We start from the raw sequence: 15,304 nt of genomic DNA, 5'->3' as shown, positions 1-15,304 counted from the left end.
GGCCGGCGGCGCTATCGGCCGGAGAACGGGCGAGGCCGGATTTCTGAAGCGCCAGATTTCACCGTCAGGACTCCTCGAGTGCGTAGAGAGTCCCGTCCGTACTGCCGACGTAGACGACGCCGTCGACGACCGCGGGCGAACTGGCGACCCCGCCGTCGGTCGAGTACCGCCACCGAACCTCGCCGTCTCGAGCCGAGAGGCCGTAGACGTAGCTGTCCTCGTTGCCGACGTAGATCGTATCGCCGACGAGAGCCGGACTGGATCTTACCTGCCCGAACCCGCTCGAGGACCAGTAGTGCGTCTCCGGATTACCCGGTTCGTCCGCCGCTTCGGCTTCTTCGAGGTCGGTCGAGAGCGCATAGAGGTTGGTGTCGAAGCTCCCGACGTAGACGACGCCGTCGGCGACCGCCGGACTCGAGACGACCGATCCCTCCGTCAGGAACGTCCAGCGAACGTCGCCCGAGTCGGCGTCGATCGCGTAGACGGTGTCGTCGTTGCTTCCGACGTAGACGACGCCGTCGACGACCGTCGGCCGGCTCTGAATCATGTCGCCGGTCGCGACCTCCCAGCGTGCCTCGACACCTGCCTCGTCTTCGTCGTCGCCGTCGTCGCCCTCGTCTTCGTCGTCACCCTCGGCCTCGAGATCCTCGACGTCGACGGCGTACACCGACTGGTCGCCGCTCGCGACGTAGACGGTCCCGTCGGCGACGGCGGGCGCCCGCTGGATGGTGCCGCCGGTTTCGAACGCCCCGCGTTCGTCCCCTTCCTCCGCGTCGAGCGCGTAGAGGTGGTTGTCGGAACTGCCGACGTAGACGACCCCGTCGACGACCGTCGGACTCCCGGGGACCATTTCGCCGGTCTCGAAGTGCCAACGTTCCTCGCCGTCGTCGGCCCCGACCGCGTAGACGTTCCCATCTTGACTGCCGACGTAGACGACCCCGTCGACGACTGCGGGGGAACTCGTCACCGCGTCACCGGTCCTGAAACGCCAGCGTTCCTCGCCGTCGTCCGCGCCGACCGCGTAGAGGTTCCCGTCCTGACTGCCGACGTAGACGACCCCGTCGACGACTGCCGGACTGCTGTACACCATCTCGCCGGTCGAAAACGTCCAGCGGGCCTCGACGTCGTCGGTGGGTCCCTGTCCGGGTGCGTGGCCCGTGTTTCGGGCGTCGAACTGGAACGTCGGCCAGTCCGCGCGCTCGTCGGGGTCGCCCGCCGCCACGTCGACCTCCGTCTCCGTCGGTTCGTCGTCGGAGCCACCGAGACAGCCGGCGAGACCGGCGAGACAGGCCACCGCGCCGGCGCGAAGGAATCCACGTCGGTCACGTACACGTCTCATTTCGGATACAGAACTATCGGTAAGGGAGCCATATAGGTTTCCCGTAATCGCTCTCGAGCGGTCGTCGACACCCCGGGGTCACGCTGGGTGATGAGCCGCCCGACGTGACGTCCATCGTCACCGTGGTCGCGCGACGACGCCCAGGTGATCGTCGTGGTAGGCGTCGAGTCGACGTCGCTCGAGCAACTCGTACCCCGCCTCGAGTTCAGAACACACCTCCGCGAAGACGTCGGCTGGCTCCCGGGTGACGTCCTCGCTTCGGGCCTTGACGGCCAGGAGGAGCCGACCGTCGTCGGCGAGAAACCGCCGATTCTCGAGGGCGACTCGCGCCTGGCCACGCGTTGCGACGTCCTGGACGACGGCGTCGACGCCCCCTTCCACGACGTGGGCGTACGTCTCCGGTTTCCGGGCGTCCGCAAGGAGGGGAAAGAGACGAGAACGGGAGCCCGCCGCCTCGAGTAAGTCCCGTGCCGGTCGCGGGGCGAACTCGACGGCGTACGTCGGCCCCGAGAAGTCGGCGACGTGGCTCACCGTCGTCCCGCTGGCGGCGCCCAGGTAGAGCACCGTCTCCCCGCCCTCGAGGCCGGTCTCCACCTCGAGTTCGAGCATCGCGCCGAGTTTCGACCGGGCCGGGTTCCAGGCTCGCCACTCGCCGTCGGTCGGCTCGCCGTAGACTGACTCGCCGCGAGTCGCCAGCCGCTCGGTCCCGTCGAACGCGTGGCGTTCGACACCCGCGGGGAGGTCCTCACTCATGGGTGCCTCCGTGCTGGCTGTCGGCGTCGGCCTCCGTTTCATCGCTCTGGCCGTCAGCGTCGGCTTCCGTTGCACCGTTCTCGCCATCAGCGTCGTTGCTTCGCGCCTGAATCGTCTCGATGCGTTCGGCGAGCTCGGCCTCGAGTTCGGGTTTGCGTTCGCCCGAGTAGTGATCGACGCGGGCGGCGATGGCGAGTTTCCCGGCGAGTGCCCGCGCCGCCGATCCGCGGTCGTCGGGGTGGGTTCCACGAACCGCGTCGTGGACGTAGATGATCCCGTGTTTCGGCGACGGGGCGTGCCCGCGAAGGTGGGCGAACAGCGCGTCCTCCGCGCCGAGGATCTGGATCGTCCCGCTCGGTTTTTTCGCCAGGCTCTCGAGTCCGCCGGCGAGCGAGACCAGTCGGGCCGCGAGGATCGGACCCGCGAGCGAAGAGAGGTTCGGCGCGGCGGTCGGCGCTCGGCGCTCGACGAACTCCCGGAGGTCGTCGGCCTCGTCTCCGAGGTCGGCCACGCGTTCGGCGAGCGACCGGATCGCGGGTTCGTCCGCCAGCGCCTCACGTTCCCCGCTCGCCAGTTCGCGGGCGTACTCGAGGCCGGTTCCGGCGTCGGGATCGACGGTTCCGGCCCACTCTGCGAGCCGTTCGGCGAGTTCGTTCGCCGTCCGCTCACAGTCGTCCATCGCTCGAATTGCGTGGACGAGTTGGCGATCGTCCGCCCGCTCGCGGGACTCGATCGCCGATCGCGCCGCCGCCGTCGTCGCCTCCTTCAGCGCGTCGTAGTACTCCGCTCGATCATCGGCGAACCCGGACTCGACGGCGAGGGCGGGCCAGTCACGAGGGGCCGCACTCGAGCCGTCCCGAACCGCCGCGGCGGCCGACTCGGGCTCTCCCGGGTTAGCCCCGGAGAACCATCCGCCGTCGTCGGGGGCGCTGTCGTTCATACCTCGTCGTAGCCGCCGCCGTCGTATATGCGTTCCCGAAACGGGCTCCCGTCATCCGCTCGATCGCTCGATCCCGTCATCCGCTCGATCGGGAAAACGACGGAGAAACTGTGCGTGTAGCCCCCTAGAAACGGTTACTTCCCGAACAGCCGTTCTCGGAGCGAGCGCGGAGTCGGGCGCTCTGCGAGCACCACCGAACAGTCGACCTCGGTGACGACGTCGTAGGCGACGGAGCCGCGAAGCAGACGCGAGAAGAGGCCGCGTCCGGTCGCCCCGAGGACGATCACCGAGTGATCGCGTGCCGCCGTCGCGATCGCCTCCTCGACGCGTCCGGACGTATCGACCCTGGTCGTCGCGTCCTCGAGACCGTGGTCGACCGCCCACCCCTCGAGGAACGCTTCGCCGTCGGCCAGTTGGTCCGAGTCGTCGACGACGTGCAACAGCGTGATCTCGGCGCCGACCTGTTCGCGGAGGTAGCGAGCGATCTCTGCGCTCAGTTCGGAGTCCGGACCGCCGGCAGTCGGCACCAACACCCGGTCGAGGCCCGACGAACTATCGTCGAAGACGAGGAAATCACACGGAAGGTCGTGTGTGAGTTCGTCGAGCGGACGCTCCGCTCGACCCGCGGCCCACGGCCGGCCGGGACCCCACCCCATCACGACCGTATCCGCGCGTTCGCGTCGGGCGACGTCGAACACCTCCTCGAGCGAGCGGTGAGAGACGACCGTCCGGGCGTCGACCGGCACGTCGAGCGTCTCCGTGCTCTGTCGCACCTGGGTCATCAACTGCTCTGACTCCTCGTCGATCCGTCTGACGTGTTCGGACCCTTCCTCGAGTGGTGTCTGGTCCGGCACCTGAACGACGTGGACGGCCTGGACGACGCCGTCGTTGGCTTTCGCGACGATGCTCGCCAACTCGAGTAGGTTCGACTCGGTTCGGGGGTTCGATACCGGAACGACGACGGTGTACTCGTCGTCGTCGCCGGACGGCTGGACCGCACTCGCCGCGGTCACCGCGGCGTCCGGCATTTCGGCGGATCGATCCAGAATGTACGTCCCGAGCAGTCCCTCGAGGCTCGTCTTCGTTCGCGCGTACCCGAAGTACCAGACGATCGCGAAGACGACGAACACCATACTGATCAACGTCGCAATCGGGTCCATAAACCAGATCAGCCCGAGCGAGAGGACGAAGCCGGCGATCGGCAAGAACGGATAGAACGGCACCTCGAAGTCCGGATCGTACTCGGGCGGATTCGTCTCGCGGAAGACGATCAACGAGGCGTTGATCAGCGCGTAGACGACGAGGTGGAGGACGCTCGCCGCACTCGAGAGGATCTCGACGGTCTCGCCGAGACCGATGATGAAGACGATGATCAGGAAGCCGGTGACGGCGATCGACCGGTAGGGGGTCGCAAAGCGGGGGTGGATCTCGTTGAGTTTGTCGGAGACGATCTTGTCTCGGCCCATCGCGAAGTTGATCCGGGCGGAGGCGAGGATCGAGGCGTTCGCGCTCGAGGCGGTCGCGAGAAGCGCCGCGAGCGTGATCGAGGTGACGCCGATACCGAGGATGGGTATCTCGAAGCCGGCGACCGGAAGCTGGTAGTCGAAGACGACTTCGGCCGCATAAGACATCGGCGCGTTCTCGACCTCCTCGAGGAAGAACTCCTGGTGTGGGATCAGTCCCATCAGGAGACCGACGAGGATGGTGTAAATCACCATCACGATTCCAACGCTACCGATGATGGCGATCGGAAGGTTCCGACCTGGGTTTTTGAGTTCCTCGCCGACGGTCGCGATCTTCGCGTAGCCGAGGTAGGAGACGAAGACGAGCGCGGCGCCGGGGAGGATCGCCGCCGTTCCCTCGGGGGTGTAACTGCCGTCGACGGCGACGGTCCCCCAGTCGAACGAGAAGAAGCCGACGATGGCGAAGATCGTGAGGATACCGAGCAGGATCGTGACGATAGCGGTCTGAATACCGCCGGTCTCTTTGGCGCCCATGTAGTTGACGCCGACGAAGACGAGGCCCGCGATGATCGCGCCGATCTGGATCTCGTTCAGCGTGAGACCGATTTCGATCGTCCCGAGTGCGATGGTCCCCAGATCGATCACCGGCAGGAGGGTGAACGTTCCGAGGAGGGGAATCGAAATCGTCGTTCCGTCGAGTAAGTCTGCGAGGTAGCCACCGAAGCCAATACAGTAAAAGGCGCTCGCGAAGGCGAGGCCGATCCAGTCGCCCATTCCGGAGATCGAGCCAGCCAGTGGTCCGAGCGCGCGATTGATGTAGTAGTAGGCTCCGCCGGCTTTCGGCATCGCCGTCCCGAGTTCACTCACCGAGAAGGCGTTCACCATCGCGATACAGCCGCCGATGATAAACGAGATGACGACGACCGGCCCCGCTTCCTGTGCGGCGACCCCCGGTAGAACGAAGATCCCGGCGCCGATCATCGTCCCGATCCCGATCGCCAGCGCCGAAATCAGCCCGAGGTCCTTGGCGAGCTCTTCTTCGGTATCAGCCATAACACACCCCAGTAATTAGTGGAAGCGAAGATAGACCATATATCATTTTCACATTCATAGTTGTGTTCTCGTCGACGGTACAGTAACCCACGTCGGACACTCCCCTTAAACTATTTGTTAGCGGTTAGTGGTTCGTTTCTAGTCCCCCTCACACGTCGATTGATAAACGAGATCGACACCCCGCATGATTTCGACCATCAGTTCAGGCTTGGGACGCCACTAGACGCCGAAGGTCGCACGGAGCATGTCTCGAGTACCCGGACCGAGCCCCACCGCGACGACGGTGATCATCAACAACACCGCGTAGCGCGGACTCTCCTCGAACACCTCCTCGTTGAACACCCAGATGACGACGACCGCGGCCGCGAGTTTGACCAGCAAGAACGGCCACGCGGCGCCGGTAACGTCGACCACCGTCGCGGGGAGCATCGATCCGGTTACGTTGACGATCGCCTCGTTGACCGGGTGTTTCGGAACCAGATTATGACTGTGGCCAAACGCTACTGCCCAGTCTAAGCCGATGACGTTCGCGACGCCGTCGACGGCGTGTGCCCAGATGACGACGAATCCCATGAACATCGTCCCGCTGTTGATCTCGGGAGCGAATCGGTCGATCGCGAACCAGACGACGGCCGTCGCGACGGTCGCCCCGACGAGCGTCGTCAGGAGCAACAGCGGGTAAAACGTCGCGTACGGCTCCGTCGCCGCGAGCCACCCGAGGTAACCGACGGTGACCGTGAGCAACACTGTCCCGATCCCAGCGAGCGGATACTCGTAGCCCGAGACGTAATCGTTGCGGTCCAACCAGACCGAGATCACGACCGCGGCGAGCGTGACGAGAAAGACGGTGAAGTAGATCAGCGGACTGATTAAAAAGCCCGACCACGGCAGTTCGATCGCGAGGTCGCCGGTATCGCGGAAGGCGGCGACGTTCGCATCCTCGACGACCCGCAGGGCGCCGCCGAAGAGCATGAACGGGAACAGCGCGTAAAAGCCCGCCCGGTAGCGCTCGATATGCAACCGTCTGACCAGCAGGACGATCCCGACCAGAAACAGAATAAGCGTCGGGATGTAGCCGGCATACGAGACGAACGTGTAACCGGGTGATGCGGTCGGTCCGGCATCCGGCCCAACGTCGTTGCAGTGGACCTGTTCCCCACCGGCCCACGCGATACAGTTCCAGCCGTGAGCGTCCGCCACGACGGGACCCCAGTAGTACTGCCAGATGAGGTCGACGTACACCCGCTGGGGGAAGGCAACCGCCGCCGCCACAATCGCCGCGGCGAGTACGAAGACGGTCGCAGCCCAGACCCTGAACGGGCCGTACCGCTCGATGAACTCGTTCATATCCGATATCCGTTGCGGTGGGCGCTTACCGTTTCCGGTTTTCGCATTTCCCGCGACGGTTCACCCCTGCTTTTGTCGGCCGCGTGTTTCGGTTCCTCACTCGGTGATCTCCCCGGCGGCCTCGAGCAACTCGTCGTGAACCCCGCCGTTCGACGCGACCAACCCCTCGCTGTCGTGGCGCCACCGGTCGCCCTCGAGGTCGGTGACGACCCCACCTGCCTCGCGAACGAGGGCGACGCCGGCGACCGTATCCCAGGGGTTTGCCCGCAGGTTCGTCACCACGCCCTCGAGCGCACCCGAGGCGACCATCCCGAGCTCGAGTTGGGCACAGCCGTGGCGTCGGATGTCCCCGAATCGAGTCACCAGCGCTTTGGCCGCCGCCGCGTACTGATCTCGCTGGTGATAGTCCCACCAGAATGTGGGACACACCGTCGACGCCTCCGGGTCCGTTCGGTCGCTGACCGACAGCGACTCACCGTTCAGAAACGGGCCGTCGGGGCCGACGCGGTACGTATCGGAGAGCGCCGGGCAGACCGTCGCCGCGCCGACCGGTTCGCCGTCGACGACCGCGGCGACCGCAGTTCCGAACGCGCGGCTTCCGTCGACGTAGTTGTTCGTGCCGTCGATCGGATCGACGATCCAGGCGGGGCCCTCCTCGGGAACCCGTTTTAGCGCGTCGTTTTCCTCGCCGACGATCGCATCGTCCGGAAACGCCTCGCAGACGACGTCGACGACCGCCACCTGTGCGTCCTTGTCGGCCTGGGTCACGACGTCCGTCTTCCCGTCTTTGAACTCGACCTCGAGATCGGCCCGAAACGATTCGGCCGCGACGTCCGCGCCCGCGTTCGCCGCCTGCAGAGCCACCTCGGCTCGCCGATCGATAGATTCGCGTTCGCTCATTGCCTCTCGTCCGCGCTCCGTCGTGAAAAGCTGTCGGATACCCGATGATCGTTTGCGCTCCGCCCGGTGACAGAGGATCGCGACTGTCCCGACTCGAGATGGTACTCCTCGAGAGAGTCCGTCAGAATCTTTGCGAGGGAAGATCCCGCGTAGGACCTCCTGCATTTCACTCGGCACGGTGTGTGCCTCGTTGCAATGCGAGGGGAGGGAATCGAACCCACGAACGTCTACACGAGCGGATCTTGAGTCCGCCGCCGTTGGCCGCTTGGCTACCCTCGCACGCACCCTGACCTTGCGACCTCATCGGGTTAAATCGTCCGATTCGAGGCGGTGTCCCCGTCCGAGCGACGAGGACCGGTAGGAAGCTATTTATATTCTACAAATCATTTTTAACACGACTATCGCGCAATCCGCGCCAACTCACGTCGAGACGGGCGGTATCTGTGATTGCTGATTGCGTCGAAAGTGAACGATAACGTATGGAACGAGGACAGACGCGACGACGGGTGTTGACGACTGCCGGCGTGGCCGTGCTGGGCACAGTGGCCGGGTGTTCGGACGACGAGACGTCCGAGTCTGAACCGGTGGACGGGGACGACGACGCGACCCATTCCGACGAAGAACAGACTGCAACCGACGAAGAACCGACGACCGCCGACATTGGTGTCGATTCCGACGGTCGCGACGTCGCAGTCGGATCGAAACGGTTCACCGAGAACGTCCTCCTCGGAGAGATGTCGGCGTCGCTCCTCTCCGAGGTCGACGGCGTCGCGTCGATCCTCGACGATTCGATCGGGGAGCGAACGACCGTCCAGAGCTTCGTCGACACCGAGTACGGTGGTCTCGACCACTACTGGGAGTACACCGGAACCCTCTTTCGGTCCCACTACGCTCACGAGTCGCCGGAAACGCTCGAGGAGGTGCGAGAACTCGCCGCGGACGACGACGTCGCCGTCCTCGAACCGGGCGGCTTCGACAACACGTACGAACTCGTCACGACCGACTCGTTCGCGACGACGCACGGTCTCGAGACGCTGACCGATCTCGCCGATAAACTCGAGAACAGTGATGTCCGACTCGGCCTCGGCGACGAGTTCGTCCACCGTATCGACGGCTGGCGTGGGTTCGTCGACGCTTACGACGTCGACGCCGACCGTGCAAACGAGGTCACGTCGGAAGCCGTGGTCGTCCCCGCGGGAGACACGTACGGTCTCCTCGAGGAGGGAGAGGTCGACGTAGTCATGGGATTTTCGACAGATCCCGAACTCGGCGGAGCCGATGTAATCGCCCTCGAGGACGACCGTTCGTTCTTCCCCGCTTACAACCCGGTTGCACTCGTTCATCGCCCGACGCTCGAGGCCGTCCCGGAGATCGAAGCGACGCTGAACGATCTCGCGAGCCATCTCGACTCCACGGAGACTATGCGCGAACTGATCGCACGGGTCGACGACGAGGGCGAGGATCCATCCACGGTCGCGACGGCGTTTCTCGAGGAGGTACTGTGAACGACCTGAAGAGCCCCCACGACGCCGATGTCCCCATCGATCAGCCGGTCTGCGAACCCGACGAACGAACACCACCCACGACGAATACCCGACAATGAACGATTCACCGACACACGACGACCGATCCACAGCTGAGACGACGTCACGGCGAACGACGACCGACCGTCCGTCCGCAAAAACGACGAGCAGGCGAACCGCGCTCAAGGCCGGAATCGCCACCGTCGGCGCGCTTTCGCTGTTTGGAACCGGCGTGAGTGCCCTCGAGACCGGCACCCTCGAGTACAACGAGGATACCGAACTCACGGATTCTGCACACTCCTATCAGTTCTCAGTAACGAATACCCACGACAGAACGGCGATCATCCAGTACCTTCGACTGGCGGAACTCGACTACCACACGATCGCTCTCGACAATCTGGACGGCGACGATACGGTCGTAATCACACCGTCGAATGGGGGCCACACGAGCAGGGTGTCCGATACCTTCGCGAACGGCGCTTACGTCATGCTCGTCGCCAAAGACACCGAAGCGAGTATCAAACCCGGTGAAACCGCGACCGTGAGAATCGGCCCGTACTACGAGGCCGACGCCCACCCCGTTGGCAACACGATTATACACACTAACCACCGGAAACTGGATATCTCCGGGTTTTCGTTCAGAACCGACTTTCGAATCAGCTACGTGCTCGCCCAGACGGAACCCGGCGTGAGAGACAACGACGAAATACAGTTCTCGCCTGAAGGACCGCTCTGACTCGCCCGTGGGGACGACCTGGATGACGCTATTCTCGTCGAGGTAACGACCGGATCCGTACATCGACGCATCGATTCGAACACGCGTGTCGGGATTTCAGCCGATCGTGAAATGCCTTCTCACACAACGTTTATTGACAATCCCGACCTTCCATTGGAGTATGTACGCTGTGAGTTCCAGCGACTCCCGAACCGGTGGCCGGATGACGTTCGACTCCGCCTCCAGCTTTACATTCGGGAATCCGAAATTCACACTCACAGCGCGAGGCCACAATTGGGCGAAACGGCTCCCTCAGGAGTCGGTACGGTATCGTCCACCCTGTTGCCCACCGGCCCCGGGTCATGGCCATCGTCCGTGACCGATGAGTACGTCACAACACCCTGTCGCGCTCCGCTTAGAGCGGATCGTCGGCGGTGATACCAGACTGCTCGCGCTAGTTATGATGTTGCCGCTCATCGACGGCGTCTTCCCGGCGTTGATTCTCGCCGGTGCGCTCGACAGCCCGGTGAACGCGATTCAGGTTGGCCTGCTCATCTTCGGCGGGAGCGCCACCGTCGCGGTGATCCTCGCCGAAATGTCGGGAACGCCACGCGAGCAGGCGAAGATCGTCCTGCTGGTCGGTATTCCGCTCATTGCACTCGCCGCTTTGCAGGCGGCGCTCGCGCCCGCCATTGGAAGCGTCCTCGACGACGCGATCATCGAACGATTCGCCGCGCTCGTGATCCTCGCCATCGCCGCCAGGACCGCCAGCGCGACCATTGGCGACTACCTCCCGAACCCCGCGATCATCATCGGACTGGGGCTGGTAGCGAGCATCGACCTCGAGGGCGCCTCGTTTGCCCTGATGGAGAATCCGGCGCTCGTCGCCAACGCGACCCTCGCGGCTGTCGTTGGCGTCGCCTTCGCACTGGCGGTCGCCCTGAGCGGCCCCTACCTCCGTGAGTATATGGACATCGACCGGTTCCGGTTCGGGAGCGCGGTCGCACTCGGCCTCCTGCCGCTCTCGTTGCTTGGCTTCGCCTTCGGACAGGCACCACTGGCCGCCCTCGCCGTCGCCGCACTGTTCGCTCTCGAGTTCTCGTTCGACCGCGGTGATGATGCGGACGACGACTGGACCTTCCCGGCCGTCGGTACGGGCCCGCTTCCCGACGGCGGGCTTACCGGCCGAGAGGCTGACTCGAGTGATTCCGAAGACGAGCCCGACGAAGAGGGAACCTATCCCGGCGACGATTCGACCGACACCGAGGGCCGTGCCCCCTGGCTGTAGCTCGAATCGAAACCACTTTAGGCAGGATGCACCTACGAACGCTCGAGGGGTCGTGGCCAAGCCAGGGATGGCGACTGACTCCAGAGGCACCGCGCCCGGGACGACACTCCAGACTGATATACTGATCGGACACCTGATCAGTGTCCGTGTGATGACCCTCTGGAGTTCCGAGGCGCACCGGAGATATCAGTCGATCGGGGGTTCAAATCCCTCCGACCCCATTTGAAATAAAAGGCGGGAATCGCCTCCTTTCGCCTTCTCGACATAGTTCTCGTAGAGGGTGGTCTGCGTGACTGCCACCCTGTGGCCGTCAGTTGATAATTCGACGTGCCGTCACTGTGGGTCCCACGTCACGGACCAATTCTGCCGGGTATTCGGCGACGATCTCGACCGCGCACATCGTTGCGGCGAGTGCGACAGTTATGCCCGCCTGAGTCGGGGGTCCGCGGCTGGGAAAGAGATCCAAATTCCCGATCCTGAGAACTCTCCGGGCAGGCACGGGGGTGAGGCGGATGTCTAACCGGCTCGAGTGGCCGCACGAATTCGAGCGGACACCGGCTGATGAACGAAGCCGAAACAACAACTTCGACGTCTCGCTTTCGAAGGCGTTCGACGATCTCGAGGGAGAACTGTCGAGACTCGATGTCGACGATTTCCGATACTCGTTCGACGCCCGGAAGCGGAAGCGTGATCGTCGGCCGTACGCGCGTGCGAATCCGGACGATCCTGGTTTCGTCCTGCGCTGGAGCATGGACGGGGAGCAGTATGCGGTAGCCTGCGACCAGTTTTCGCGACTCCGTGATAACGTGCGCACCGTCGGGCTATACGTTCGCGAGAAGCGCAAGATGGAACAGCGCCCGGTCGTCACCGGGGAATCCGAGTTCGCGAACGCGAGGCTCCCGCCAGCGGACGAGGAACCGATCGCTGCCGAGGTCCCACCGCACGAAATTCTTGACGTCGATCCCAACGCGAGCGATTCTGAAGTCCGGCGTGCGTTTCGCGAGAAGGTCAAAGAAGCCCACCCCGACAACGGCGGAAGTACGGATGGATTCCAGCGGATCCAGAGTGCGAAAGAGTCGCTAACGGCTCACAGTTCGGGAGGTGAACGATGAGAGAGTTCGTCCCGGCGAGTCGGCTGTACGACGTCGAGAGTCGGACGCCCATCGCCCACCCAGCCCATCAGGCTGACGACACCGACGTTCATTGTGCACTCGAGAAGCGAGGTGAATCGGCGTGAGCCGTCTCGTCGAATCCGACGAGTGCGAACGGTGTGATGCGTCGGTTCCCGCAACGCGGCGACTTTGTCCGGAGTGCGCTCGAGAGGTTCGGCGGGCTCGAGGTGGTCCGCTGTGAGTTCCCGTACGTCCGCGCTTGAGAGTTCGAAAGCGAGCGGAGACGCGCTCGAGGCGCACCTGATCCAGTCGATCGAGGAACTCGAGTACGTCGGTGATCGGACGGCGACCTGGCACGACGCCCGGACGACGACGCTTCTCGAGCCGACGACGTCGTTGCCGTTCTTCGGGATCGTCCTGGTTGAGCCGGATATCCCGATCGAAATCAAGGGTTGTCAGATCGAGACGAGCAACGGGAATCGGTCGACACGCGGGCGGTTCTACGTCAAACGTGGAGCCCACGACCGGTTGCTCGAGGCTGGCGGGATGTATCTGCTCGTCGTCTACCTTCCCCGACCGGGGCTCCCACAGGTCGCCCGCGCGATCGTCCCGGCGACGATCGTCGATGAGTTGCTCTCCGATCGATGGTACGAGGTCGGCGGAAAACGCTCGGAGAACGAGGTCGCAAAACTCGCCTGGTCGCACGTAATCGATCCAGCGGGTGTCGATCCGACGGAAACGGTGGGTGGTCAGCATGTCTGAGCGGAGTACTGATCGGAAGGCACTCAAGTTCGATTCCGGGCCGTCAACGACGCTCGCTGTTGCTCAACGTGCTAGCAAGAACGCCGCGACGGTGCGCTACGACGACGAGAAGGGGATCGAAGCAGGCGACGAGGTAGACCTACTGTCTGCCCTCACCGACGATAGAATCGGCACTGCGACGGTCAAGCACACGGATACGGTCGAGGTTTGTCGAGCAATCGACGTTGTTCGTGGATGGTGGGCCGAGTACGGTATTCAGACGCCCGGCGAACTCGTGAAGCGTCTGAACGCCTACTACGACGACGTAATCGACGAGACGACTAAGGTCAAGGTCATAATTCTGGAGCCGGACCTTCGGTCACTACACGCGGACGCTGACCGCTGGGAGGGCGATTCGCGATGACCGTCCGCACGACCTACTTCGGCGGGTTGAACTCGAGTTACGAACCAGCCGAGAAAGACGCCGTGTTCGGTGTGGTCCGCTTCCCGCAGGATTTCGTGGCCCGACTCACGGATCGGAACATCCCGGCTGTCGCGCCGCCTGCGGACCTACTCGAGGCGTTCAAGACCGTCGAGGACACCGCTGAGCAGAACGGCGATCCGAACCCTGCCGCGATCGCGTGGGATTCGGTCGATTACGAACGCCGGTATCTCGCTCACCTCGAGCAAGCAGGGCCGCAAACAGTCGTTGGTGAGCTGGCCGAACGCGCTCGAGAGCAGGATATTTGGCTTGTCTGCTGGGAGAAGGACGCTCGGTGGTGTCACCGGCGGTTGCTCGCGAACGCCGTCGTCGCCGAACTTGATGACGTCGAGGTCGTTCACCATCCCGATCCATCGACGATTCCGCTCGACGATGAATCCGAAGGGGAACCAGATGCGACGCTTGCGGACTTCGCCCCTGGAGGTGCCTGATGGCGGATTTGACCGCCCCCGGACTCGAGCCGCAGGACCCGGATACTGACGACAAGGAAGCCGAGACGGACGCGGTCTGGTCCGAGTGTGTCGACTGCGAATACGGCGGCTACGAGGTGAAGTGCCGCGGTGCGGACGGCATTCCGCTCTGTCCCGACTGCTTTGCTGACTGGGAGGGATTGCGATGACCCAGGTCGCGACGACCCCGCACGAGGTTGAGGGCCGCTGGAAGTGGCCCGACTGGGGTCGTGGTCCGTACGACGCGCTCTCCTCGATCATGCTCGGCCCGCCGTTCGAGGGCTACCTCGAGTTGAACGTCGACGTCGACGGCGAGCCATGGGTCGTGAAGGTCACGTACAGCAAGTCCGGATTCGCTCCCCGCCTATCGGATGGGATCAACGCCGAACGGCTGTACGAGTGGGACCTGGTCGGGCGCGGACCCGGCGAGAAGAAGGCGTCGTACAACATTTCGCCGCGGTTTCAGAACATGCGCCACTGGGAAACCGGCGAACAATTACAGCTCCCCTGGGAAAATCAGGTCGGCGAGGTCGACGGTGTCGACGTCGAGTTTCACACCAGCAACATCGAACCCGAGCGTGCTCTCGAGTTACTGCCGGAGTTCTACGCCGCCGTTTTCGCGGAGGCTAACGAGCGAGTGCATCGCGAGTATTTCCGGACTGAACCCCACGAGGCAAGCCGAATGTGGGCGTACGAGCGCTACGTTCGGATTACGCGCAACTGGGCACGGAAACTCTCGTCAGCTGGTGTGCTCCAGAAGGTTGCGCACTTCCTCTCCGACCAGGAGGGAGTCAAAGCCGAGCTGCACATCAACAACAAGGAGGTGATGAACCACCAGAATCGTCTCTTTCTGGATCCGGCTTCCGCCGGCGAGTTGCTTCCTGGCCACACCTACGGCCGAAAGTTCGAAATCTACCAGCTTAGGGATCCCGACGCGGTCTCAAAGGATCACCCGTCGTATCACCCGAAAGTCGAGGTGCTGGTGAACAAGAAGATGAACGACCGCGAGGCGTGGGCGTGGACCGATCGTCACGCGGTCACCAAGCAAATCGATGAGACGCTGCTGAATGCACTCCATTGGGAGGATATCCCGCTCTCGCCCGACGGAAACGACGTCTACGTTCCTGACGACCACTTCGACGCCGTTGCGCGTGAGAAGCCGGTCGAACTCTACGAGGA

General features: G+C 63.7%; 17 protein-coding genes and 2 tRNA genes. 12 read left to right on the top strand and 7 right to left on the bottom strand.

Annotation, left to right across the window (positions count from 1 at the left end; genetic code table 11):
• Positions 1–64: 64 nt before the first annotated feature.
• The 7 genes from AB7C87_RS10260 to AB7C87_RS10230 all read right to left on the bottom strand — a co-directional run bounded on the left by AB7C87_RS10260 (position 65) and on the right by AB7C87_RS10230 (position 8,074).
• The gene (locus AB7C87_RS10260; protein ID WP_369729350.1) at positions 65–1,339 is read right to left on the bottom strand and encodes an outer membrane protein assembly factor BamB family protein; all 1,275 of its coding nucleotides are present in this window, start codon (positions 1,337–1,339) and stop codon (positions 65–67) included.
• A gap of 117 nt (positions 1,340–1,456) precedes the next feature.
• Complete coding sequence (locus tag AB7C87_RS10255; protein WP_369729349.1) at positions 1,457–2,092, bottom strand: fibrillarin-like rRNA/tRNA 2'-O-methyltransferase; 636 nt, start codon at positions 2,090–2,092, stop codon at positions 1,457–1,459.
• On the bottom strand, positions 2,085–3,032 hold the full coding sequence (locus AB7C87_RS10250) for an NOP5/NOP56 family protein (RefSeq protein WP_369729348.1): 948 nt from the start codon (positions 3,030–3,032) through the stop codon (positions 2,085–2,087). The genes AB7C87_RS10255 and AB7C87_RS10250 overlap by 8 nt, the downstream gene beginning before the upstream one ends.
• 134 nt (positions 3,033–3,166) lie before the next feature.
• Positions 3,167–5,548: an amino acid permease gene (locus AB7C87_RS10245; RefSeq protein WP_369729347.1), complete on the bottom strand. Its 2,382-nt coding sequence runs from the start codon at positions 5,546–5,548 to the stop codon at positions 3,167–3,169.
• A 219-nt stretch (positions 5,549–5,767) separates the two neighbouring features.
• Positions 5,768–6,895, bottom strand: coding sequence for a DUF63 family protein (locus tag AB7C87_RS10240; RefSeq protein ID WP_369729346.1), 1,128 nt, complete (start codon positions 6,893–6,895; stop codon positions 5,768–5,770).
• Positions 6,896–6,991: 96 nt separating this feature from the next.
• Positions 6,992–7,795: an inositol monophosphatase family protein gene (locus AB7C87_RS10235; protein WP_369729345.1), complete on the bottom strand. Its 804-nt coding sequence runs from the start codon at positions 7,793–7,795 to the stop codon at positions 6,992–6,994.
• A 196-nt stretch (positions 7,796–7,991) separates the two neighbouring features.
• Positions 7,992–8,074: transfer RNA gene (locus tag AB7C87_RS10230), tRNA-Leu, on the bottom strand.
• Between the two features lie 200 nt (positions 8,075–8,274).
• On the opposite strand from AB7C87_RS10230, the gene AB7C87_RS10225 reads away from it, so the two are divergent.
• From AB7C87_RS10225 to AB7C87_RS10170, 12 genes are all read left to right on the top strand, one after another.
• Positions 8,275–9,300, top strand: a complete 1,026-nt coding sequence (locus tag AB7C87_RS10225) for an ABC transporter substrate-binding protein (protein ID WP_369729344.1) — start codon at positions 8,275–8,277, stop codon at positions 9,298–9,300.
• 94 nt (positions 9,301–9,394) lie between these two features.
• Positions 9,395–10,054 (top strand): hypothetical protein, encoded by a 660-nt coding sequence (locus tag AB7C87_RS10220; RefSeq protein WP_369729343.1) that lies wholly within the window; start codon positions 9,395–9,397, stop codon positions 10,052–10,054.
• Positions 10,055–10,415: 361 nt separating this feature from the next.
• Positions 10,416–11,321 carry a DUF5794 domain-containing protein gene (locus AB7C87_RS10215; protein WP_369729342.1) on the top strand — a complete coding sequence of 302 codons (906 nt, stop codon included), beginning with the start codon at positions 10,416–10,418 and terminating at the stop codon, positions 11,319–11,321.
• Between the two features lie 46 nt (positions 11,322–11,367).
• Positions 11,368–11,542, top strand: a tRNA-Trp gene (locus AB7C87_RS10210).
• A 59-nt stretch (positions 11,543–11,601) separates the two neighbouring features.
• Positions 11,602–11,841 (top strand): DUF7563 family protein, encoded by a 240-nt coding sequence (locus AB7C87_RS10205; protein WP_369729341.1) that lies wholly within the window; start codon positions 11,602–11,604, stop codon positions 11,839–11,841.
• Positions 11,834–12,433, top strand: coding sequence for a J domain-containing protein (locus AB7C87_RS10200; RefSeq protein WP_369729340.1), 600 nt, complete (start codon positions 11,834–11,836; stop codon positions 12,431–12,433). The genes AB7C87_RS10205 and AB7C87_RS10200 overlap by 8 nt, the downstream gene beginning before the upstream one ends.
• On the top strand, positions 12,430–12,558 hold the full coding sequence (locus AB7C87_RS10195; protein WP_369729339.1) for a hypothetical protein: 129 nt from the start codon (positions 12,430–12,432) through the stop codon (positions 12,556–12,558). The genes AB7C87_RS10200 and AB7C87_RS10195 overlap by 4 nt, the downstream gene beginning before the upstream one ends.
• Before the next feature lie 112 nt (positions 12,559–12,670).
• Positions 12,671–13,195, top strand: coding sequence for a PD-(D/E)XK family putative nuclease (locus AB7C87_RS10190; protein ID WP_369729338.1), 525 nt, complete (start codon positions 12,671–12,673; stop codon positions 13,193–13,195).
• A gap of 91 nt (positions 13,196–13,286) precedes the next feature.
• Positions 13,287–13,598, top strand: a complete 312-nt coding sequence (locus AB7C87_RS10185) for a hypothetical protein (protein ID WP_369729337.1) — start codon at positions 13,287–13,289, stop codon at positions 13,596–13,598.
• A complete protein-coding gene (locus tag AB7C87_RS10180) occupies positions 13,595–14,107 on the top strand; it encodes a DUF488 family protein, N3 subclade (protein ID WP_369729336.1) in 513 nt (170 codons plus the stop codon). The genes AB7C87_RS10185 and AB7C87_RS10180 overlap by 4 nt, the downstream gene beginning before the upstream one ends.
• A complete protein-coding gene (locus AB7C87_RS10175; protein ID WP_369729335.1) occupies positions 14,107–14,295 on the top strand; it encodes a hypothetical protein in 189 nt (62 codons plus the stop codon). The genes AB7C87_RS10180 and AB7C87_RS10175 overlap by 1 nt, the downstream gene beginning before the upstream one ends.
• The coding region (locus AB7C87_RS10170) for a DUF7845 domain-containing protein (protein WP_440590509.1) at positions 14,292–15,304 on the top strand (1,013 nt) is incomplete at its 3' end. The genes AB7C87_RS10175 and AB7C87_RS10170, both read left to right, overlap by 4 nt.

The organism is Natrarchaeobius versutus, from assembly GCF_041205745.1.
Classification (GTDB): Archaea; Halobacteriota; Halobacteria; order Halobacteriales; family Natrialbaceae; genus Natrarchaeobius; species Natrarchaeobius versutus.
The sequence above is the reverse complement of the archived record's forward strand: the minus strand, read 5'-3'. Positions and strand labels throughout refer to the sequence as shown.